Origin of the sequence: Marinobacter sp. MMG032 (assembly GCF_040112695.1) — a bacterium.
Classification (GTDB): Bacteria; Pseudomonadota; Gammaproteobacteria; order Pseudomonadales; family Oleiphilaceae; genus Marinobacter; species Marinobacter salsuginis.
On record NZ_CP157802.1, the window covers coordinates 2098652 to 2118432 of the forward strand.

The 19781-nt window shown below is 59.4% G+C and carries 17 protein-coding genes and 1 pseudogene; 6 read left to right on the top strand and 12 right to left on the bottom strand.

Features of this window, described 5'->3' with window-relative positions; all coding sequences use genetic code 11:
- Window positions 1–79 precede the first annotated feature (79 nt).
- Entirely contained in the window at window positions 80–904 is an 825-nt protein-coding gene (locus ABNF92_RS09725; RefSeq protein WP_014579059.1) for an IclR family transcriptional regulator, read from the bottom strand.
- A 276-nt stretch (window positions 905–1180) separates the two neighbouring features.
- On the opposite strand from ABNF92_RS09725, the gene ABNF92_RS09730 reads away from it, so the two are divergent.
- Window positions 1181–2110, top strand: coding sequence for a glyoxylate/hydroxypyruvate reductase A (locus tag ABNF92_RS09730; RefSeq protein ID WP_349344035.1), 930 nt, complete (start codon window positions 1181–1183; stop codon window positions 2108–2110).
- 22 nt (window positions 2111–2132) lie between these two features.
- Here ABNF92_RS09730 and ABNF92_RS09735 read toward each other — a convergent pair whose 3' ends face one another.
- Entirely contained in the window at window positions 2133–3494 is a 1362-nt protein-coding gene (locus tag ABNF92_RS09735) for a hypothetical protein (protein WP_349344075.1), read from the bottom strand.
- A 183-nt stretch (window positions 3495–3677) separates the two neighbouring features.
- Here ABNF92_RS09735 and ABNF92_RS09740 point away from each other — a divergent pair, with 183 nt between their 5' ends.
- The gene (locus ABNF92_RS09740) at window positions 3678–4847 is read left to right on the top strand and encodes an acyl-CoA dehydrogenase (protein ID WP_349344036.1); all 1170 of its coding nucleotides are present in this window, start codon (window positions 3678–3680) and stop codon (window positions 4845–4847) included.
- Between the two features lie 81 nt (window positions 4848–4928).
- On the opposite strand, the gene oadA is transcribed toward ABNF92_RS09740, so the two are convergent.
- From oadA to ABNF92_RS09765, 5 genes are all read right to left on the bottom strand, one after another.
- Window positions 4929–6728 (bottom strand): sodium-extruding oxaloacetate decarboxylase subunit alpha, encoded by a 1800-nt coding sequence (gene oadA / locus ABNF92_RS09745; protein WP_349344037.1) that lies wholly within the window; start codon window positions 6726–6728, stop codon window positions 4929–4931.
- 21 nt (window positions 6729–6749) lie between these two features.
- The gene (locus ABNF92_RS09750) at window positions 6750–8171 is read right to left on the bottom strand and encodes an acetyl-CoA carboxylase biotin carboxylase subunit (RefSeq protein ID WP_349344038.1); all 1422 of its coding nucleotides are present in this window, start codon (window positions 8169–8171) and stop codon (window positions 6750–6752) included.
- A gap of 80 nt (window positions 8172–8251) precedes the next feature.
- Complete coding sequence (locus ABNF92_RS09755) at window positions 8252–8563, bottom strand: hypothetical protein (protein ID WP_349344039.1); 312 nt, start codon at window positions 8561–8563, stop codon at window positions 8252–8254.
- A 157-nt stretch (window positions 8564–8720) separates the two neighbouring features.
- On the bottom strand, window positions 8721–9320 hold the full coding sequence (locus ABNF92_RS09760) for a hypothetical protein (protein ID WP_153634255.1): 600 nt from the start codon (window positions 9318–9320) through the stop codon (window positions 8721–8723).
- Between the two features lie 72 nt (window positions 9321–9392).
- Window positions 9393–9719, bottom strand: coding sequence for a hypothetical protein (locus tag ABNF92_RS09765; protein ID WP_349344040.1), 327 nt, complete (start codon window positions 9717–9719; stop codon window positions 9393–9395).
- A gap of 297 nt (window positions 9720–10016) precedes the next feature.
- Here ABNF92_RS09765 and ABNF92_RS09770 point away from each other — a divergent pair, with 297 nt between their 5' ends.
- The 3 genes from ABNF92_RS09770 to ABNF92_RS09780 all read left to right on the top strand — a co-directional run bounded on the left by ABNF92_RS09770 (window position 10017) and on the right by ABNF92_RS09780 (window position 12939).
- The gene (locus ABNF92_RS09770; protein WP_349344041.1) at window positions 10017–11213 is read left to right on the top strand and encodes an acyl-CoA dehydrogenase family protein; all 1197 of its coding nucleotides are present in this window, start codon (window positions 10017–10019) and stop codon (window positions 11211–11213) included.
- 10 nt (window positions 11214–11223) lie between these two features.
- On the top strand, window positions 11224–12366 hold the full coding sequence (locus tag ABNF92_RS09775; protein ID WP_349344042.1) for an acyl-CoA dehydrogenase: 1143 nt from the start codon (window positions 11224–11226) through the stop codon (window positions 12364–12366).
- A 117-nt stretch (window positions 12367–12483) separates the two neighbouring features.
- Window positions 12484–12939, top strand: coding sequence for a MaoC family dehydratase (locus tag ABNF92_RS09780; RefSeq protein ID WP_209399272.1), 456 nt, complete (start codon window positions 12484–12486; stop codon window positions 12937–12939).
- A 48-nt stretch (window positions 12940–12987) separates the two neighbouring features.
- On the opposite strand, the gene ABNF92_RS09785 is transcribed toward ABNF92_RS09780, so the two are convergent.
- The 5 genes and pseudogenes from ABNF92_RS09785 to ABNF92_RS09805 form a co-directional block, all read right to left on the bottom strand.
- Window positions 12988–14652 carry a long-chain fatty acid--CoA ligase gene (locus tag ABNF92_RS09785; protein WP_349344043.1) on the bottom strand — a complete coding sequence of 555 codons (1665 nt, stop codon included), beginning with the start codon at window positions 14650–14652 and terminating at the stop codon, window positions 12988–12990.
- Window positions 14653–14706: 54 nt separating this feature from the next.
- Window positions 14707–15765, bottom strand: coding sequence for a phosphotransferase (locus tag ABNF92_RS09790; protein WP_305965503.1), 1059 nt, complete (start codon window positions 15763–15765; stop codon window positions 14707–14709).
- Between the two features lie 19 nt (window positions 15766–15784).
- Window positions 15785–16552: an SDR family oxidoreductase gene (locus ABNF92_RS09795; protein WP_136631206.1), complete on the bottom strand. Its 768-nt coding sequence runs from the start codon at window positions 16550–16552 to the stop codon at window positions 15785–15787.
- Between the two features lie 23 nt (window positions 16553–16575).
- Window positions 16576–17778 carry an acyl-CoA dehydrogenase family protein gene (locus ABNF92_RS09800; RefSeq protein WP_291905316.1) on the bottom strand — a complete coding sequence of 401 codons (1203 nt, stop codon included), beginning with the start codon at window positions 17776–17778 and terminating at the stop codon, window positions 16576–16578.
- Window positions 17779–17834: 56 nt separating this feature from the next.
- A pseudogene (locus ABNF92_RS09805) lies at window positions 17835–18275 on the bottom strand (PaaI family thioesterase).
- A gap of 430 nt (window positions 18276–18705) precedes the next feature.
- On the opposite strand from ABNF92_RS09805, the gene dctP reads away from it, so the two are divergent.
- Complete coding sequence (gene dctP / locus ABNF92_RS09810; protein WP_069182587.1) at window positions 18706–19752, top strand: TRAP transporter substrate-binding protein DctP; 1047 nt, start codon at window positions 18706–18708, stop codon at window positions 19750–19752.
- Window positions 19753–19781 lie beyond the last annotated feature (29 nt).

Sequence of the window (19781 nt, forward strand, 5' to 3'; positions counted from 1 at the left end):
CTCGGCTCCGCCATCCATGGCTCCGCACGGTTTCTGTAGGACCTACTCGCCACCTCCCTTCGTAACTTCACGGCTGTTATCAGACACCCAAAGATTCAATATCGCCGGCCAGCATGGCCAGCTGATGGGCAATGGAACCACGAAGCTTTTCGGCCGGGACCAGATAGGACGGTGCAGCACAGGTCAGAGCCATGATGGTGCCGTCCTGCAGGTGGATGGGCACGCCGGCGGAGTTGATGTTGCGGTCCCATTCGCCTATGGACAGGCAGAAGCCATGTTCCTTGTAATCCTTCATGGCCTGGTCGAGGCCGGCCTTTTTCTCGGGCCAGTCGTCTCCGAATTTGGCGGCCATGGCATCGTCGATGACCAAGCGGGCCTTGTCACTGATGGCACAGTAGTAGGCGCGGCCGGCCGAGGTGGTGGCCATGGGCAGTTTCAGACCGATGTCCATGCGCAACAGGGAGGCTTCCGGTGGCAGGCGGTTTTCCACGTAAATCATGTGCAACCGGTCCCGGCAGGTCAGCCCCACGGACATATTGGTCTGGCGGGCGAACTCGTCCATGTAGGGCTTGGCCAGCTGGCGAACCTTGAGGTTGGACACGTAGGCATAACCCAACGCCAGCACCCCTGAACTGAGCTGGTACTTTTCCAGCTGGGTGTTGTAGCTAAGGTAACCCAACTTGGTGAGGGTGTAGGTCATCCGCGACACGGTGGGCTTGGGCAGCCCGGTGATGCGGGCGATGTCCTGGTTGCCGAGGATGACAGGCCCCTGGCTGAAGGCGCGCAGCACGTCCAGGCCGCGTGACAGAGCCTCGACAAACTTGCGGTCTTTCTCCGGCTTCACGGGCTCACCGTCAGTGGATGCCACTTTCAGTTCGGGTGAGATCTGCTTTTTGCCTGCCATAATGGGACGCCCTCCAACCGCGTCGCCCGCTCCGGAAACCGGTCTATTAATCCGATGAATAACTAAAGATGAAGCATTTTAATCGCTGCAGAAATCAAGTACCAGAAAGTCTTTTCAAAATCCGTACCAAATATGAAACACTTATCACTTATGTTTCATATTGGGAATCGCATGGCGGTATATGATACCGACTTTAAAGCATTAGCCCGATATCTTATTCTGCATCGCAAAACAAATTAACAGTCAACACTCCCTGTGGCGACCCCCGGAGGCAACATGAAGGTTCTTTTTGTGGCAGGCGACCCTAAACCCGAACGCTGGACGGTGCCCATCAAGGCAATGCTGCCGGAAGCCGAGGTTTACGTCTGGGATCCGGAAGGGCCTGCGGTTGACGCGGACTACGCCATTGTCTGGCAACCACCAGAGGCCCTGTTCGAACGGGAAAAGCATCTGAAAGCGGTATTCAATCTGGGTGCCGGTATTGATGGTCTGCTCAAGGTTGCCAACCTGCCCCAAAACCTGACGATTGTGCGCCTGGAAGACGCGGGTATGTCGGTGCAGATGGCGGAGTACGTGCTGCATCAGCTGCTGGAAGCCAGCCGCGGGATGGAAACCTACCGGGAGCAGCAGAGACAGAACATCTGGAAGATCCATCGACCGATCAAACGCAGCGAGTGGCCGGTGGGCATCATGGGGCTGGGGCACATCGGCAAGCGGGTGGCCCGAACGCTGGCTGATCTGGATTACAAGGTGAGTGGCTGGGCCCGCGGGGAGCATAGCCTGGATGGGGTAAGCACCTATGCCGGCCCGGACCAGCTCGGTGACTTTCTGCAAGCCACCAGGGTTCTGGTCAACACGCTGCCCCTGACCAACGAAACCCGGGACATCATTGATTATGAGCTGCTAAGCCAGCTTCAGCCCGGCGCCGTATTGATCAACGTTGGCCGTGGCGAACACCTGGTCGAGGACGACCTGCTCCGGGCCCTGGACGACGGTACCTTGCTCCGCGCCTCCCTCGATGTGTTCCGGAAGGAGCCACTGCCCGAGAGCCATCCGTTCTGGCAACGGAAAGAAATCACCATCACCCCTCACATCTCGGCCCGGACCCTCCGGGATGCCACCATCGAGCAGATCACCGGCAAGATCCGCGATCATGCCCAGGGCCGTGCCATTACGGGGATCGTGGATACCCAACGGGGCTACTGATCCACGCCATTGGCAGCGCCGGTCAGTCCAGGATCGGCGCCAGCCAGGCCACCAGCGCCGTAAGAACCAGCAGCACAGGCAGCGCGATCAGCGCAAACAGGCCATTCCACCGAAACGCCACAACCCACCGGGGGATCTGCCCGAACCGGGACAGCAACATGACCGACGGACCAAAGGGCGACAGCATCATGGCCAGGGAAAAGCCGATCACCAAAGCCACGGCGACCGGCAGCAACTCCATTCCCTCGGCGACAAGCTGAGGCAGCAAACCGGCCTGAACACTGAGAACGGTGATGGGGATGATTCCGACCATGGAGAACATGGGCAGCATCAGCATGCCAACCATCGCGACGAGGAAAACGCCGCCACCGGTGGCGACCAGGCCGGCTAGAGCATCCGCCGGAATGACCGCAGACAGGGCAACACCGAGGATGGCAGACGCGGCGAAGATGGCCATTTCATTCTGCATGGCCCAGACCTGGCCGGCACCCTCCTTGAGAACCGGCATCAGCCCCCGTTCCTGCCAGAACATATACAGCAGCGTCACGGTCGGCACCGACAACATGGCCGCCACCGACACCTTGAAACCGGTTGTCGCGACCAGGCCCGCCATAACGGTGAATACCAGCAGGATAAGAAACAGAAGACGCCCGGTGCCCGGCAGCCAGCCTTCCACGGCGATGCGCTCACTGCTGACTTTCCGGAAGCGGCGCTGCTCCAGTACCCAGCCAATCAGTACCATCAGAAGCGCCGCGACCAGACCGAATGGCAGCAGCTGTGACCAGCTAAGCTGCGGCAATTCACGGGTAAGAATGGCCACGGCCACACTGGTGGGTGCTACCAGCGGCACCAGAGCAAACCCCCTCAGGGCACTGATCAGAACGCTGCGCAACCACTGCAGGCGAGACTCACCACCGATGCCGCGCTCACGCAGGGTTTCAGAGAGGCTTCCGCATAGCAGGTTCATCATGCCGAAGCTCAGAACCGTGGCAACGCCGCAACTGACCAGGGCGTACTTGGGATAAAGCAGTATAGGCTTTCCACCCAGCAGCACATCGTGAATCCGGCGCAATACCTCGAACCGGCGAACAAGGCACTGCATCATGCCCAGGCTACCCAGAAATGCGGAATAGAAAGCAGCGTCAGACGCCGACTTCAGCAGTTGTCCGGCGTGCAGAGAGCCACTCCAGGCAAGACCGCCCAGCGTCAGCAGGGCGATAACCAGAAGCATGCGGGCGTACCCCTGCAGGCGACCGGCCCCCGCCAGAAAGGCGGTGACAAACATGACGCCGGCCACAGCACTGAGCTCGCGGCTATCGACACAGATGGCCACCAGCTCTGTAACCACCGCCATCGACACCAGCCACTGCAGCTTACCGCTCAGCACTGGGGCACCCGGTCAGGCTTGAACACTGCTTGCATTTCCACAACACCCGGATTAGTCTTTCGGAAGCAAATTACAAAACTGTGTTTCGCTTAATGAAACACAGTTGATACAAAGATAGCACAGATTGGTCCCTCGCCCCTAGCGTCGGGCTTCCGATATTCGCTTTCAGGAGAGTACACAATGGCTTCCGCACCCTGGAATGATCTGCTGGGTTTCGACGCCCAACTGGACGAAACCGAGCGTCAGGTCCGAGACAGCATCCGCAGTTTCTGTGACGAGCAACTGATGCCCGGAATCACCGAGGCCAATCGGCACGAAAAGTTCGACCGCACCATCTTCAACCAGATGGGCGAACTCGGCATGCTGGGCGCGACCCTGCCAGAAGAATACGGTGGTCCGGGGCTGAACCATGTCTGCTACGGCCTGATCGCCCGGGAAGTCGAACGGGTGGATTCGGCCTACCGCTCGGCCCTGAGTGTGCAGTCCTCGCTGGTTATGTATCCGATCTATTCCTATGGCAAGGAAGCGATGAAGAAGCGCATCCTCCCCAAGCTGGCCTCCGGCGAGTACGTTGGCTGTTTTGGCCTGACCGAGCCCAACCACGGCTCCGATCCCGGCGGCATGGAAACCCGGGCCAAGAAAGTTGACGGTGGCTACTTGCTGAGCGGCTCCAAAACCTGGATCACCAACTCGCCGATTGCCGATGTCTGTGTAGTCTGGGCCAAACTCGACGGCAAGGTGAACGGCTTTGTGATTGAGCGTGAGGGCGCCAAAGGCCTGGAAACACCGAAGATACAGGGCAAGTTTTCCCTGCGGGCCTCGGAAACCGGCTCCATTTTCATGGACGAGGTGTTTGTTCCGGAAGAGAACCACCTTGAGGTAGAGGGACTCAAAGGCCCCTTCAGTTGCCTCAACAAAGCCCGCTTCGGCATCAGCTGGGGCTCTCTGGGCGCCGCCGAATTCTGCTGGCACGCGGCCCGCAACTACACTCTGGAGCGCAAACAGTTTGGCAAGCCCCTGGCCGCCAACCAGCTGATCCAGAAAAAGCTGGTGGACATGCAGACCGAGATCACCATTGGCCTTCAGGCTGCATTGCAACTGGGCCGCATGATGGATGCCGGCACCGTCACACCCGATGCCATCTCGCTGCTCAAGCGCAACAACTGTGGCAAGGCCCTGGACATCGCCCGGGTTGCCCGGGACATGCACGGCGGCAACGGCATTTCCGACGAATACCACGTGATTCGCCACGTGATGAACCTGGAAGCGGTGAACACCTATGAAGGCACGCACGATGTCCACGCGCTCATCCTGGGCCGTGGCCAGACCGGTATCGCTGCGTTCAGCTGATTCCTGTCCCAGCTGGACTGACACGTAATAAAAAAGCCCCTCATCATGAGGGGCTTTTTTGGGTTCGGCAGACGTTGTTCGTTATTCGATATCCACCAGCACTTCGCCTGGAACAACCCGGTCTCCCTTCTTGATAGCGACGCTCTGCACGGTGCCAGAGATGGTGGCCTTCACCTCCGTTTCCATCTTCATGGCCTCGATGATCAGCACCGGGTCGCCAGCCTGAACCTCGTCGCCCTCCTTCACCAGCACATCCACGATGTTGCCAGGCATGCTGGTGGTCACATGACCTTCCTTGGTGGCGGTCGCCCGGCCACCGCTGGAGCGGGCGCCCTCGCCATCTTCTCCCAATGACGCAAGATGAATTTCCTCCGGCACGCCGTCAACGGTCATATAGAAACGACGCTCATTCTCACCGGAGGGGTTGGCGCCGGTGACGTGGATATCGTAGCTCTCGCCATGAACCGTGATCTTGAATTTGCTGGAGACCGAGCCGCCCGAAGAACCGGTGGGAATCGGCTCCAGGGGCTCCGGCTGCAGCGTGCCGTCACGCCGCTGCTCAAGATACGCCTTGGCCTGGTCCGGGAACATGGCGTAGGTGAGCACATCCTCCTCGCTGGTTGCCAGATCGCCCACCTGTTTACGCAGCTCGTCCAGCTCCCGGGGAATCAGGTTGGCAGGGCGCTCTTCAATCAGCTCTTCCTTGCCCACGGCGCGCTGCTGGAGCGATTTGTCGACCGGCGCCGGCGCCTGACCATACCAGCCCTGGAGGTATTTCTTCACCTCGTTGGTGATGGACTCGTAACGCTTGCCGGCCAGCACATTGATCACCGCCTGGGTACCCACGATCTGGGAGGTGGGTGTTACCAGCGGCGGGTAACCGAGATCCTTGCGTACCCGTGGGATTTCCTCGAAGACGTCCTGGATACGATCCAGCGCACCCTGTTCCTTCAGCTGGTTGGCCAGGTTGGACATCATGCCACCCGGCACCTGGGACAGGAGCACCGAGGTATCGACACCGTTATAGGCGCTCTCGAACTGGTGATATTTCTTGCGCACTTCCCGGAAGTGGCGGGTGGCTTTGTCCAGAAGCTCCAGGTTCAGGCCGGTTTCCAGGCCGGCATCGTGCAGCGCCGCCACCAGGGATTCCGTGGGCGGATGGCTGGTGCCGCCGGCAAAGGCCGACAGGGCGGTATCGATATGGTCAACGCCGGCTTCCATGGCCGCCCACTGGCACATGGGAGCCATACCTGATGTGGCGTGGGAGTGCAGGAACACCGGCAAATCCAGGGTCTGCTTCAGCTTGCCGACCAGCTCGGCGGTTACCGCCGGCGTCAGCAGCCCGGCCATATCCTTGATCGCGATGCTGTCCGCGCCCATGTCGGCCATGGCCTTGGCCTGCTCCAGATAGGCATCGGTGCCATGCACCGGGCTCACGGTGTAGCAGATGGTGCCCTGGGCGTGTTTGCCAGCCTTCTTGACGGCCTTGATGCTGGTCTCCAGATTGCGCACATCGTTCAGGGCATCAAAAACGCGGAACACATCCATGCCATTTTCGGCGGCCTTGGCCACGAACGCCTCGACCACGTCGTCACCATAATGGCGATACCCCAGCAGGTTCTGGCCGCGCAGCAACATCTGCAGGCGGGTGTTGGGCAGGGCCTTTCTCAAAGTCCGCAGGCGCTCCCAGGGATCTTCCTTCAGAAAACGTACACAGGCGTCGAACGTGGCGCCGCCCCAGCACTCCAGGGACCAGTAGCCGGCCTGGTCCAGCCACTCGCAGGCCGGGAGCATGTCTTCGGTACGCATGCGGGTGGCGATCAGAGACTGGTGGGCGTCCCTGAGAATAACGTCGGTAATATGAATCTTGCGCTTGGTCATTGGGATCTCTCCGATGTTCTTTTACAGGCCCGCCTGCGCCGCAATGGCGGCGGCAATGGCTGTGGCGATGGATTCCGGGCGGGTTTTGCTGCTGTACTCAAGCAACTGGGGATTGCGTTCCACAAAGCCGGTATTGAAGTCAGCGGCCTGGAAATCCGGGTGCTCCAGAATCTGCTTGTAGTAGGGGATGGTGGTCTGCACGCCGTAAATGCCCATGTCCCCGAGAGCACGTCGGGAGCGGGCAATCAACTCGTCCCAATCCATGGCCCAGACAATCAGCTTGGCGCACATGGAGTCGTAATAAGGGGGAATTTCGTAACCGGTGTACATATTGGCATCGGTGCGCACGCCCGGGCCGCCAGCCGAATAGTAGCGGCTGATGCGGCCAAAACTTGGCAGAAAGCCGTTCTTCGGATCCTCGGCGTTGATACGGAACTGGGCTGCGAATCCCCGGTAGGAGATGTCTTCCTGCCTGAGGCCCAGCGGTTCCCCGGCCGCGATCCGGATCTGGGCCTTGATGATATCCACCCCGGTGATTTCCTCGGTGATGGTGTGCTCCACCTGGACCCGTGTGTTCATTTCCATGAAGTAGAAACTGCCGTCGTGGTCCAGCAGGAACTCAACGGTGCCGGCATTCACATACCCGCACTGCTTCGCCACCCGCTTGGCCAGATCACCGATGTATTCGCGCTGGCTTTCCTCCAGCTGCGGCGACGGCGCCAGCTCAATCAGTTTCTGGTTGCGGCGCTGAATGGAGCAATCACGCTCGTACAGATGCACAACGTTGCCGTGGGTATCGGCCAGAATCTGCACCTCGATGTGACGGGGCTCGATGATGCATTTCTCGAGAAACACCTCGGCACTACCAAACGCCTTGGTAGCCTCGGAGATTACCCGCTCGTAGTTCTGCCGAAGCTCCTTTTCGTTGTCGCAGCGGCGGATACCCCGGCCGCCCCCGCCGGAGGTGGCCTTCAGCATCACCGGGTAGCCGATATCGGCGGCCTGGGCCACGGCATCCTCGACATCAGCAAGGTTGCCTTCCGACCCTGGAGTCACCGGCACGCCCGCAGCAACGGCGGTCTGGCGCGCCTGAGTCTTGTCACCCATGGATGAAATCGCGTTCGCAGAAGGCCCCACAAAGGTGATGCCCCGCTGCTCGCAGATAGCTGCAAGCTCGGCATTCTCGGACAGAAATCCGTAACCGGGATGCAGGGCATCGCAGCCGGTTTCCACTGCCATATTCACAATATGGTGTGGGTTCAGGTAACCCGACAGGGGGTCCTTGCTGATCTGATAGGCTTCGTCGGCTTTCTTGACGTGCAGGGAGTACTCGTCAGCCTCCGAATGAATAGCGACCGAGCGTATACCCAGTTCACTGCAGGCCCGGGCAATCCTGACCGCAATCTCTCCGCGATTGGCGATCAGCAGCTTCCGTATAGCCATGGAAAATCCTCCAGGTGATGGAAGTCGTTTGAGTCGAAAGGTTGTTGCGAAGGGCAGGAACGCCCTCTGGACTTGGGGGCTCAGGTGGCAGGTGGCGCCTGCGGCAAGACCGGAAAACTGGCGCAATGGACCAGTCCCGAGAAGCCTTTGATACCTGAAAGAATGCCGTTCTGGTGAAGACTGAAACCCTGTGAGCGGTTGCCATCAGAGAGCCCGCCCTCCAGACCTCCGTCGCTTGTGACATCCGACAATAGCGGGCAGAAACCCGACTCACAGAACAGGGGAGCAGGGTTGGCGTCAGAGGCATAGGCAGGCAGTGAAATCAGGCCCAATGCCAGAATCATCAAGAGGCTTGGAACTCGCATCCGGCATTTTTGTTGGGCGTCCTGCATGGGCGTCCTTTGGTGTGACTAAAGTCGTAGAGAGTGTCACGTGATTACCGCATCGGTTCAATACGGTTTTCTGGGCCAGAAACATCGATTTTTTCGATGCTATTGCTGAAGACAACGTGTCTCCGGCGCCTCATTTGCGCCGGAGACATCAACCAGCTCAGAAGCCGCCTTTTACCACATGGACAATCTCATAGAACTTGGTTGCCCGGTGATCCAGGTCGATGGCGAGATCCAGTCGCTGCAACAGCTCCTCTGCACAAACCAGCCCGCGCAGAAAGGAACGTGAAGGCTGACGCCTGTCGTCATCCAGCACCAGCAGATACCCTTCGTGGACTTCGCGGAATGTACTGACCAGATCTCCCACGGTTGCCGCGCGCAAATCCCGATAATGAATAGCTGGCAACTCGCTTATCGGGCGCATGATATCCCGCACTCGAACGTCCTTCAGGGGGACGCCTTGTCGATTGGCGACACTCATGGCCTTCTCACCATTCACATCCTCGATGGCCAGAATCCCCAGGCAATCGCCCGCCTGGTTTTCCACTACTTTAAAGGACGTGTCGGCGAGCCTCATCCACAGCCTCGCCTCGGAGACGGACATATCGGAACTCAAGACGGACAATCTATGCTCAGCGAAATCCCTCAGCAGGTGAACGGCCGAATCGTCGCTTCCGATGTGGGACTGGGGTTTTGCGGTAGGCAGCGCGCCGGTCCGTGCCAGATCCTGAACTGGCAATGCGTTGAATACACTGTTCATGACAAACCTCGTAAATCTGAATTCAGGTTGGAGACCCCTGCGTCTGCAGGGACCAATCCGTGTTGGTCAGAGTTAAACGAGGCTGGGCGGGCCCTGAGGCAGCGCCGGATAGCTCAGCAGCCGAAACGGTGGCTGGATAAAGTCGAGGCTGGCCGAGTAGACGGCCCGGAAGTCCCCTGCAGGGAACAGAAGGGGCGAGGTGATCGAGAAAGATGCATCTGGCGACGAAGGGTCGCTTGTCCCATCCGCTGAAATCAGCGTGGGGGCAAAGTGATCGTCCAGCTGGGGATCCAGTGCCGGATGCGACGTTCCATTGAGAAACACCACAAGCAGGCCTGTCACCAGCAATGCCAGCAGGCTGAACTTCAGGGTGCTTCTGTTAATGGAACAACTCGCCATAATTGGTGTCTGCGCTGATAGCGGAAAGGCACTTGCTCATACAAACATATAGCCTTTCAGGCCGGATGCAAGCTCAACTCCGGGTTAAAACTCCGCAATGTAATACGGGGTTCAGAGTGCATGGACAGCGAAAGACTTTTCGGTAAGCCCTGGATTTTACTTCCTCACCGAATACCATGTTTCGCCTAGCGGTACACACTTTTGCATTTATATTGACATGTACCGCTCTTATCTCCGAATATGTAGATATTCTGCCACGCGGTATATGTTTTCGCTTTCAAGCAAGAGAGGCTATTCATGAACTTGAATTACACTACCGAGGAGCTCGCCTTCCGCGATGAGGTCCGCGCGTTCCTGGATGAAAAGCTGCCGGGGGATATCGCCGCCAAGGTAAAAGGGTTCCGCCGGCTGTCCAAGGAAGACCACCAGCGCTGGCAGAAAATACTCAGCGAGCAGGGCTGGTACGCCACTCACTGGCCGGAAGAATACGGCGGTGTAAATTGGAGCCCGGTTCAGAAGCACATCTGGGATGAGGAATCCTCTCGCTATGGGGCGCCCCGTTCCGTGCCTTTCGGCGTCAACATGGTGGCGCCGGTGATTATCAAGTTTGGAACCGAAGAGCAGAAGCAGAGGTACCTGCCAAGAATCCTCAGCGGCGAGGACTGGTGGTGTCAGGGCTACTCCGAGCCGGGCGCCGGTTCGGACCTGGCCTCACTCAAGACCCGGGCCGTGCGCGAGGGCGACCACTACATTGTGAATGGCCAGAAAACCTGGACCACCCTGGGCCAGCACGCCAACATGATTTTCTGCCTCGTTCGCACAAACACCGAAGTGAAAGCCCAGGAGGGCATCTCTTTCCTGCTGATCGACATGAACACCCCGGGCATTACCGTGCGCCCGATCATCACTCTGGACGGCGAGCACGAAGTCAACGAAGTGTTCTTCGAGGACGTGAAGGTTCCTGTAGAAAACCTGGTGGGCGAGGAAGACAAGGGCTGGACCTACGCCAAGTACCTGCTCACCTACGAGCGCACCGGCCTGGCCGGCATTGGCATTTCCAAAGCCGCACTTGAGCACTTGAAAGGGTTGGCGAGCCGTCGTCTGAAGAACGGCAAGCCCCTGATCGAAGACGCCACCTTCAGCCAGCGTATCGCCCAGGTTGAAATCGATCTGATGGCCGCGGCGATCAGTAACCTGCGGATCATCGCGTCCGTGGAGGGCGGCGGCATGCCGGGAGCGGAAAGCTCGATGCTGAAAGTCCGCGGCACCGAGATTCGCCAGACCATCAACGATCTGGCTCGCCGGGCCATTGGCCCCTACGCCATTCCCTTCGTGGAAGAGGAACTGAACCTGGATTACGAGGGCGACTTCCTGTCGGACGAGAACGCCGCCCCGGTTACTCCCCAGTACTTTAACAACCGCAAGCTGTCGATTTTCGGCGGGTCCAACGAGATCCAGAAGAACATCGTGTCGAAAATGATTCTCGGGCTTTAAGGAGGCGACCATGGATTTCCGACTGAATGAAGAGCAGCAGATGCTGCAGGACACCGTGGCCCGCCTGGTACGCGGTGAATACAGTTTTGAAAAGCGCCTGGAGTTCAGCGAATCGGAGCTGGGCTTCAGCGCCGATTTCTGGAAACAGCTGGGTGAACTGGGGCTGACGGCCGTGCCCTTCCCGGAAGAGCTGGGGGGCTTTGGCGGAACCGGTGTTGAAGTACAGAGCGTGATGACCGAGTTGGGCCGCGGCCTTTGCGTTGAGCCCTATCTGCAATCGGTGGTTCTGGGCGGCGGGCTGATCAGTCAGGCCGGCAACAGCGAACAACAGGAACGGTGGCTTGGCGGCATTGCCAGCGGTGAGCTTCGGGCTGCTGTCGGACTTCAGGAGCCCCAGAGCTTTTACAACCTGAACGATGTGGAAACCCGCGCCGATAAGTCTGGTGACGGTTATCTGCTGAATGGTCGCAAGGCGGTCGTGATCGGCGGGCATTGTGCCGACGTGCTGGTGGTATCTGCCCGAACTTCCGGTGACAGCCGCGATGCCGATGGCATCAGCCTGTTCCTGATTCCGGCTGACGCCGAAGGCCTCGAGCGCCGGACTTATCCGACGATTGACGGTTCCAAAGGCTGTGACCTGTTCCTGAACAACGTTCAGCTGGGTCCCGAAGTCCTGCTCGGCGAGGAAGGCAAAGCTGCCGAAGTGATTGAATACCAGACCGGACGCGCCATTTCCGCCCTGTGCGGTGAAGCCGTGGGCGCCATGGAAGTGGCCTGTGACCTGACTCTGGAATACCTGAAGCAGCGCAAGCAGTTCGGCGTGCCCATCGGCAAATTCCAGGTGCTTCAGCACCGGATGGTGGACATGATGTCCGAGCTGGAACAGGCCCGCTCCATGGCCATCCTGGCGGCTAGCGTGGCCGACGAGCCCCAGAGCGACGAGCGTCGTCGAATCCTGGCCGCCGCCAAGAACGTGATCGGCCGCAGCGGCCAGTTCATCTCCGAACAGGGCGTCCAGTCCCACGGCGGTATCGGCATGACCTGGGAGTACAACTTCGCCCACTACGCCAAGCGCCTGGTGATGATCAATCATCAGCTCGGCGATGACGACTTCCATCTGGAGGCTTACGCCACTCTTTTACAGGCAAGCTAGAATCCCCTCATCGGTGAGCCTGGGGCCTTGTCATTTTGAGGCCTTTTTGAGGGGTGGTCGCCAGACCACCCCTTTTTTAATCCGGAGGCGGACAACGGTGATCACCAGGGAGCGCTCATGAAAGAGATAAATCTTACGGAACTGGCAGGTCTGGCGGGGCAACTGGAGAGCCACAGCCCCTGGCTCACCATCACCCAGGAGATGGTCGATGCCTTTGCCGATGTGACCGGTGATCACCAGTGGATTCACATTGATGTTGAGCGGGCCAGGCGCGAATCACCCTGGAAAAGCCCCATCGCCCATGGGTATCTCACGGTCTCGCTCATCTCGAAACTGAACCCCCAGGCAATACGAGTGATCGGGCCGTCCGCCACCATCAATTACGGATTGAACCGGCTGCGCTTCCCATCGGCGGTGAAAGTCGGCTCGGACATTCGTACCCGCGTGGAACTACTCTCTGTTGATCAGGTGGATGATCAGCGCCAGCTAGCCACCTACAAGACCACTATTGAGATCCGGGGTGAAGACAGGCCTGCCTGTGTGGCAGAGACTCTGATGATGTATGTTGCCTGACGGGCCCGGATCGGCGGGAGCCCGAACGAGGCTCGACTCTCCGCCTGTTCAGGCATTCTGCTTCCATTCCTCTTCCTGCAGGGCCCGCCACATCAGCTTGCCAGTAGGGGATTTCGGCAGTGCCTCCACAAACTCCACAATGGTCGGTATCTTGTAGGCCGCCATCTGCTCACGGCACCAGTTGATGATGTCTTCTGCCGAGGTTTTTCCCTCCGCCTCGGGTGTCAGGACAATGCAGGCCTTGACCGTTTCACCCCGTTTCGGGTCTGGTGCAGAGATGATGCAGACTTCGTGGATGGCCGGGTGCCGGTACATCAGACCCTCCACCTCGGAGGGCCAGACCTTGAAACCGGACGCGTTGATCATGCGCTTGACCCGATCCACCATGAAGAAATAGCCGTCCTCGTCGTAGTAGCCGAGATCCCCGGTACGGAAGAAACGCTTGCCGTCGATCTCCACGAACGCGGCTTCGGTTTCCGCCGGCCGGTTCCAGTACCCGATGGTGACCTGAGGGCCGGACGATACAATTTCACCGGTTTCACCGGGGCCCTTTTCCTCCAGGGTATCCACATCGATGATCCGGCTGTCCACATCGAAAACAGGGATACCCAGGCACTGGGCCTTGGGTTGCTTGACCGGGTTAATGTGCGTGGCCGCCATGGTCTCGGACAGGCCGTAGCCCTCGATATAGTCCAGCCCCGTCATGGTTTTCAGTTTTTCCGCCACCGCCGCCGGCATGGCCGCCCCTCCCCCGCCGATGGTATTCAGGCTGCTGAGGTCGTACTGGCCAATGTCCGGATTCGACAGGAAGTCCACCGCCATGGTCACGATGTTGGTCCAGCCGGTCACCCGGTAGCGCTCGATCAGACGGGCAGCCGTAGTGCGGTCCCAGCGTGTCATGGTCACCGACGTCGAACCGCTGTAGATGGGACTGTTCATGGAGCCAGTCATGCCGGTTACATGGAAGAACGGCAGTGTGGACAGTTGCACCGTATCCGGTGTGCTCAGGTTCCAGAAGGCACGGTGCATCGCCGTTGCCATGACCGAGCGATGGGTATGCATACAGCCCTTGGGCGCACCGGTCGTACCCGAGCTGTAGGGGATGACGGCCAGATCGGCAGGTCCAGCCGTGTGGGCTGACGGCTCGTACCCGGCCGCCAGGGCAGCCTCCCAGGTCACCACACCCCGTACACCCCGGGACCAGACCGGGGCCGCAACTTCCGCCGGAAGATCGAGATCGGTATCCGGTTTGATGTAGCTGCTGTAGGAGGCCACCACAACCTGCTTCAGATCCGTTTCCGGCAACAGAGGAATGATGAAGTCCGCCAGCTCCTGGCCGGCCAGGCAGATTGAGGCTCCCGTGTCGGCGATAAAATGCTCGAGCTCGGCGGCACGGTTCATCGGATTGACCGGAATCACCACGGCGTCTGCCCTCAGGATGGCGTAGTAGGCGATCACGTACTGCGGCGAGTTCTGCATGTAGAGCAGCACCCGATCCCCCTTACCGACGCCCTGTGACTGCAGGTAGCCCGCCATGGTTTCCACTTCCGACAGAAGACGTCGGTAGGTAAGGGGCGCATCGTAGAAGATGATCGCGTTATGGTCCGGGTAGCGGAGCGCAGATATTTCCAGGTTCCTGAAAACACTGGTTTCCGGCAGGGTCATGGTCTTGGGCAGTTCTCGGGGCCAGACCTTGAAATGGCGTGTGAACATGCGTGTTGCTCTCCAGGGTTCAGTCAGTCGGCCACAGGTGCAGCCAGCTATTATTCATTGGTGCTCGCTGGCAATCTGCCAGCCGATGTCCGCCAACAGGCTGGCCCGCTTGCCGACACTCAGCGCGTTGGCATTGGCGGCGTTACCGTCCAGCGCCCGCTTGTAGACCCCCTGCAGGATCGCAGCCAGCCGAAACAGGGAAAACGCCAGGAACACGTGCCAGTCATCAATACCGTCGCGCCCGGTCTGCGCGCAGTAGCGGGCGATCGTCGTCTGTTCATCGGGAATACCCAATGCCTCCAGATCCTCTCCCTGCAAACCGCGCATGCCTTCCATATCGGAGGGCAGATAGTACGGCAGGCAGAAGTAGGCCAGATCGGCCAGCGGATGGCCCAGCGTCGACAGCTCCCAGTCGAGGATCCCGATCACCTCGGGCTTGTCCGGCGCCAGCATGAGGTTGCCGAACCGGTAGTCGCCGTGGGCGATGGCGGTTTCGTCCGCGGCCGGAATATTCTCCGGCAACCAGGCCATGAGCTTGTCCATGGCGGGCAGCTCGTCCGTCTTCGAAGCCAGATACTGCTTGCTCCACCGGGCTACCTGTCGTGCCACGTAACCTTCCGGACGGCCGTAATCTCCGAGGCCGATCGCGTTCACGTCCACCGAGTGCAGGGTCGCCAGCGTATCGACGGCCGAGCGGTGGGCCAGCAGGCGGTCCTCCCGGACCAGGTCCGGCAATGCCGAATGACTGATGATCCTGCCGTGCAGAAAGTCCATGACATAGAACGGTGTCCCAATAACGGCGCTGTCTTCGCACAGCACCCTCACCCTGGGAACCGGTACCCCGGTGTGGTCTGCCAAGGCCTTCATAACCCGGTATTCGCGCTCCACCATATGGGCCGAGGGAAGGGTTTTCCCGGGCGGCTTCTTGCGCAGGACGTATTGCCCGCCATCGGTATCCAGCAGGAACGTCGGGTTGGACTGTCCACCCTGGAACTGCCGAACGTCCAGCCGCTCACCCACCTCGGGCAGTTCTCCCTGAAGCCAGGCCAGCAGCCGCTCCTCGTCAAACCTGTGTGCCGGTAAAACGTCTACCAGCTCTGGTGCTGTTGTCATAGCGTCTCTATAGAGTCCGTTAGCAAATGGTCTCGCCACCGTCGGCAACGATAACCTGGCCGGTGATGTACGCACTCGCCCTGGTGGACAGGAACACGGCCAGGCCGGCGATATCGACCGGATCACCGATCCGGCGCAGCGGGGTCTTGTCCTCCGCCCGCTTCACCCGAACCGGATCTTCCCAGAGGGCCTTGGCGAAGTCGGTCTTGATCAGGCCCGGGGCGATGCTGTTAACGCGGATCCCTTTTGGCCCCCACTCCACCGCCAGGTTGCGGGCCAGGGCCGCCTCGGCGGCTTTCGACACCCCGTAGGTTCCGATGGTGGTGTTTCCCCGAAGGCCGGCAATGCTGGACAGCAGAACCACCGCCCCTTCACCCTTCTCCGCCATCTGGGGCAGGACCATGTTGGTGAGCCAGAAGGTGCCCTTCACGTTGGTGTCCATGATCTTGTCCCAGGCCTCATCGGTCATCTCCGCCGTGGTGCCGTATACGGGGTTCGTGGCCGCGTTGCACACCAGCACGTCGATCGGGCCCCAGGCTTCGTTGGTCCGGTCGACCAGATTCTGCAAATCGTCTTTCCGGCCCACATGGCAGGGCACGGCCATGGCTTCGAAACCCTGCGCTTTCAGTTCGGCAGCCACCTGCTCGCAGGCGTCCGCCTTGCGGCTGGAAATCACCACCCTGGCGCCAAGACGTGCCATTTCCTCGGCAATAGCGCGGCCAATGCCCTTGGTTGAGCCGGTAATGACAGCGACCTTGCCGGTCATATCAAACAGCGAATTGGTCATGGTTTGATCCTCATGCCGGTGAATCAGCGGTACTGCCGGAGTTCCATCTTGGCCACGGAGTCCAGGTGCACCTCATCCGGACCATCCGCCAGCCGCAGCGTCCGTACCTTGGCCCAGGCTGAAGCGAGGAAGGTATCCTGGCTGACTCCGGCACCGCCATGAACCTGGATCGCCCGATCGAGTACCTTCAGCGCCATACTCGGTGCGATCACCTTGATCATGGCAATCTCCTGGCGCGCCACCTTGTTGCCCACGGTGTCCATCATGTGCGCCGCCTTGAGTGTCATCAGGCGCGCCTGCTCGATTTCGATGCGGCTGCGGGCGATGTCCTTGCGGATGGAATCGAAACTCGACAGCGGCTTGCCGAAGGCCTCTCGCTCGCCGGCACGCCGACACATCAACTCCAGGGCCCGTTCGGCAACACCGATGGTGCGCATGCAGTGGTGGATCCGGCCCGGCCCGAGCCGGCCCTGGGCAATCTCAAAGCCCCGGCCCTCGCCTAGCAGAATATTGCTGGCCGGTACCCGCACGTTGTCGTAGTGAATCTCGGCGTGGCCGTGAGGCGCATGGTCGTAACCGAACACGGTCAGCGGTCGGATCATCTTCACACCCGGCGTATCCAGGGGCACCAGGATCATCGACTGCTGTTTGTGTTTCTCGGCGGTGGGGTCGGTTTTGCCCATGACAATGGCAATTTTCGAGGTGGTGGTCATGGCGCCGGAGGACCACCACTTCCGGCCATTGATCACATACTCATCACCCTCACGACGGATTTCACAGGCGATGTTGGTGGCGTCGGAGGAAGCCACGTCGGGCTCGGTCATCGAGAAGCAGGATCGGATTTCCCCGGCAAGCAGCGGCTTGAGCCACTGCTCCTGCTGTTCGGCGTTGCCAAAGCGGGCAATGGTTTCCATGTTGCCGGTATCAGGTGCGGAACAGTTGAACACTTCCGGCGCCATCTCCGAGCGCCCCATGATTTCGCACAGGTGGGCGTACTCGTAATTGCTCAGCCCGGCACCGTAGTCGCTCTCGGGGAGAAAGAGGTTCCAGAGGCCCTCGGCCTTTGCTTTCGCTTTCAGTTCTTCGATGATCGGAACCGGAGCCCAGCGGTTCTCGGCCTGAGCGATCTGCTCGTGATGCAGGTGCTCGTTGGGATAGATGTGCTCATCCATGAAGGCCCTGAGCTGCGACTGTAGCGCTTTCGCTTTATCAGACAGATCGAACATGTCCGCTTCCTCTTGTTGGTATTGGTTCTTCGGCCATCGAGCTGCCAGGCCGGCCGTCAGATCGGAACACCCTCTGGCTTGTCGCTGCCAGAGCGGATACGAAAGGTGCCCTCGCCAATGGCCAGCAGGTTGCCTTTGTCGTCATGCACTTCGCCGGTGCTGTTGAAGATCCGGCGCCCTCCGGCGCGTTTTCTGCCGGTTACCCGAATAACCCCCTCGGATCACTGGCCGGTAAACGTGGTGGTAAGCGACAGGGTGACTGCCTTGCGCATCCGGCCCGGAAAGGGACAGTAGGTTCCGGCCTGTGCCATGGCTATGTCCAACAGCGACGTCAGCACACCACCATGGATAACGCCGCCAAGATTCAGATGCACGGGCGTCAACTCAAGCTCGATGACCGCTTCATTTTCCTCCCAGGACGCCTGACGGTAGCCAAGCAGACTGTGAAAACCGGGCAGATCCTGCCCGTGGGTAATGTGGCGGCTTTCCTCATTCATCAGACATTCATTCCAGATGGGCCAGGCGGCTAATGTTGTCTTTGTAGTTCTGTTGTTTTTGTAATTTGTCACGCCTTACGGTTTTGAGTCAATATATTTGAAAGGTTGTTTCATCTAGCAAAACACAATAGAGGAAGATCGACGAAAAATGAAAAGTGCAACGAGTAGCGTGCGGAACTTTTTGGCTATCAAAGCCGCTTACAGCCTTCCATGATCAGGCGTCAGGCGCTGATGTCGCAGGTCCGCGACGGTGAAAACGGTTCTTTTGAGCTACTCTTCGACCACGCGCAGCTGCGAATCGGAACGACAAACATCCTATTGCAAAGCCCGAATGATGTGATAGATTCAGAGAATACAATTCACCCTGCAGTTGTGAGTTCTGCACAGTGAAACAAGGCAAAGCCACTACAACAATCAACGAGGCAAGCTCATGAAACTCTTTGCTACTGCTCGCAAGACTCTGACGGTGTATGCGTCAGCCTTTACCCTCGGTATTACCGCCGCGCTCTCGGCAGCACCCGCTGCAGCCCAGGACACCTTCACCTGGAAGGTTCAGTCCCACTGGCCCGGATCCAGCAGCTCCTACACTGACAGCCTTGGCCGCATCAAACGAGTGCTCGAAGAGCGCACCGATGGCCGCCTGAAACTGCAACTTTACGAGGCCGGCGCACTGTTCAAGGCCACGGACACCTTCAACGCGGTGAGTCGTGGCATCCTGGAAATGGGCACCATTTCCCCGGCCTATGCCCAGGACAAGGTCTCACTCGCGGGCATTGCCTCCGGTCTGCCGTTCGCGTTCCGTAATGTCTGGGAAGCCGCCTATTTCCACCAGAACCTGGGGTTCGAGCAGATGCTCCGTGACGAAGCCGCAGAGCACGGCGTTTACTGGGCGACCGACAAGGTCTACCCGACCGAAATGGTGGTCAAGGAACCCATTGAAAGCGTGGAAGACTTCAACAGCCTGAAGATCCGCTCCTCCGGCGCCCTGCAAACCTTCCTGACCGAGGCTGGCGCCGCGGCGTCCTACATTCCCGGCAGTGAACTCTACTCGGCACTGGATTCCGGCATTGTCGACGGTGCCCACTGGGGTGCGGCACAGGGCGCCTATAGCATGGGCCTGTATGAAGTGGCCAAACACCACGTTCAGCCTGCCCTGAACATTGCAGGAACCGACGTGATCATCGTCAGCCAGAAGGCTCTGGACAAGCTGCCGGAAGACATGCAGAAGATCGTCAAGGACGCCCTCAACGAGCAGTTCTGGATCCGCACCAACGAATACCAGTACAAAGAGCGCATCACCCTGGCCAAGGCTATCGAAGAGCAGGGTGTGCAACTGAATGTTCTGCCGGACGAAGTCCAGGACAAACTGGTCGCCACCGCCCAGGCCATGTGGGATGAGGAAGGCAAGCGCAGCGAGAACGCCAAGAAGGCACTCGACATGCTGAAAGGTTACCTGGCCGACCTCGGCTATCTCTGATCGACCAGTGTTCTGACCAGGGCCGGGGT

Excerpts from the sequence above, each read along its gene's own strand:
- ABNF92_RS09725 (WP_014579059.1), bottom strand. The coding sequence starts at position 904 with ATGGCAGGCAAAAAGCAGATCTCACCCGAACTGAAAGTGGCATCCACT.
- ABNF92_RS09730 (WP_349344035.1), top strand. The coding sequence starts at position 1,181 with ATGAAGGTTCTTTTTGTGGCAGGCGACCCTAAACCCGAACGCTGGACG.
- ABNF92_RS09740 (WP_349344036.1), top strand. The coding sequence starts at position 3,678 with ATGGCTTCCGCACCCTGGAATGATCTGCTGGGTTTCGACGCCCAACTG.
- oadA (WP_349344037.1), bottom strand. The coding sequence starts at position 6,728 with ATGACCAAGCGCAAGATTCATATTACCGACGTTATTCTCAGGGACGCC.
- ABNF92_RS09750 (WP_349344038.1), bottom strand. The coding sequence starts at position 8,171 with ATGGCTATACGGAAGCTGCTGATCGCCAATCGCGGAGAGATTGCGGTC.
- ABNF92_RS09755 (WP_349344039.1), bottom strand. The coding sequence starts at position 8,563 with ATGCAGGACGCCCAACAAAAATGCCGGATGCGAGTTCCAAGCCTCTTG.
- ABNF92_RS09760 (WP_153634255.1), bottom strand. The coding sequence starts at position 9,320 with ATGAACAGTGTATTCAACGCATTGCCAGTTCAGGATCTGGCACGGACC.
- ABNF92_RS09765 (WP_349344040.1), bottom strand. The coding sequence starts at position 9,719 with ATGGCGAGTTGTTCCATTAACAGAAGCACCCTGAAGTTCAGCCTGCTG.
- ABNF92_RS09770 (WP_349344041.1), top strand. The coding sequence starts at position 10,017 with ATGAACTTGAATTACACTACCGAGGAGCTCGCCTTCCGCGATGAGGTC.
- ABNF92_RS09775 (WP_349344042.1), top strand. The coding sequence starts at position 11,224 with ATGGATTTCCGACTGAATGAAGAGCAGCAGATGCTGCAGGACACCGTG.
- ABNF92_RS09780 (WP_209399272.1), top strand. The coding sequence starts at position 12,484 with ATGAAAGAGATAAATCTTACGGAACTGGCAGGTCTGGCGGGGCAACTG.
- ABNF92_RS09785 (WP_349344043.1), bottom strand. The coding sequence starts at position 14,652 with ATGTTCACACGCCATTTCAAGGTCTGGCCCCGAGAACTGCCCAAGACC.
- ABNF92_RS09790 (WP_305965503.1), bottom strand. The coding sequence starts at position 15,765 with ATGACAACAGCACCAGAGCTGGTAGACGTTTTACCGGCACACAGGTTT.
- ABNF92_RS09795 (WP_136631206.1), bottom strand. The coding sequence starts at position 16,552 with ATGACCAATTCGCTGTTTGATATGACCGGCAAGGTCGCTGTCATTACC.
- ABNF92_RS09800 (WP_291905316.1), bottom strand. The coding sequence starts at position 17,778 with ATGTTCGATCTGTCTGATAAAGCGAAAGCGCTACAGTCGCAGCTCAGG.
- dctP (WP_069182587.1), top strand. The coding sequence starts at position 18,706 with ATGAAACTCTTTGCTACTGCTCGCAAGACTCTGACGGTGTATGCGTCA.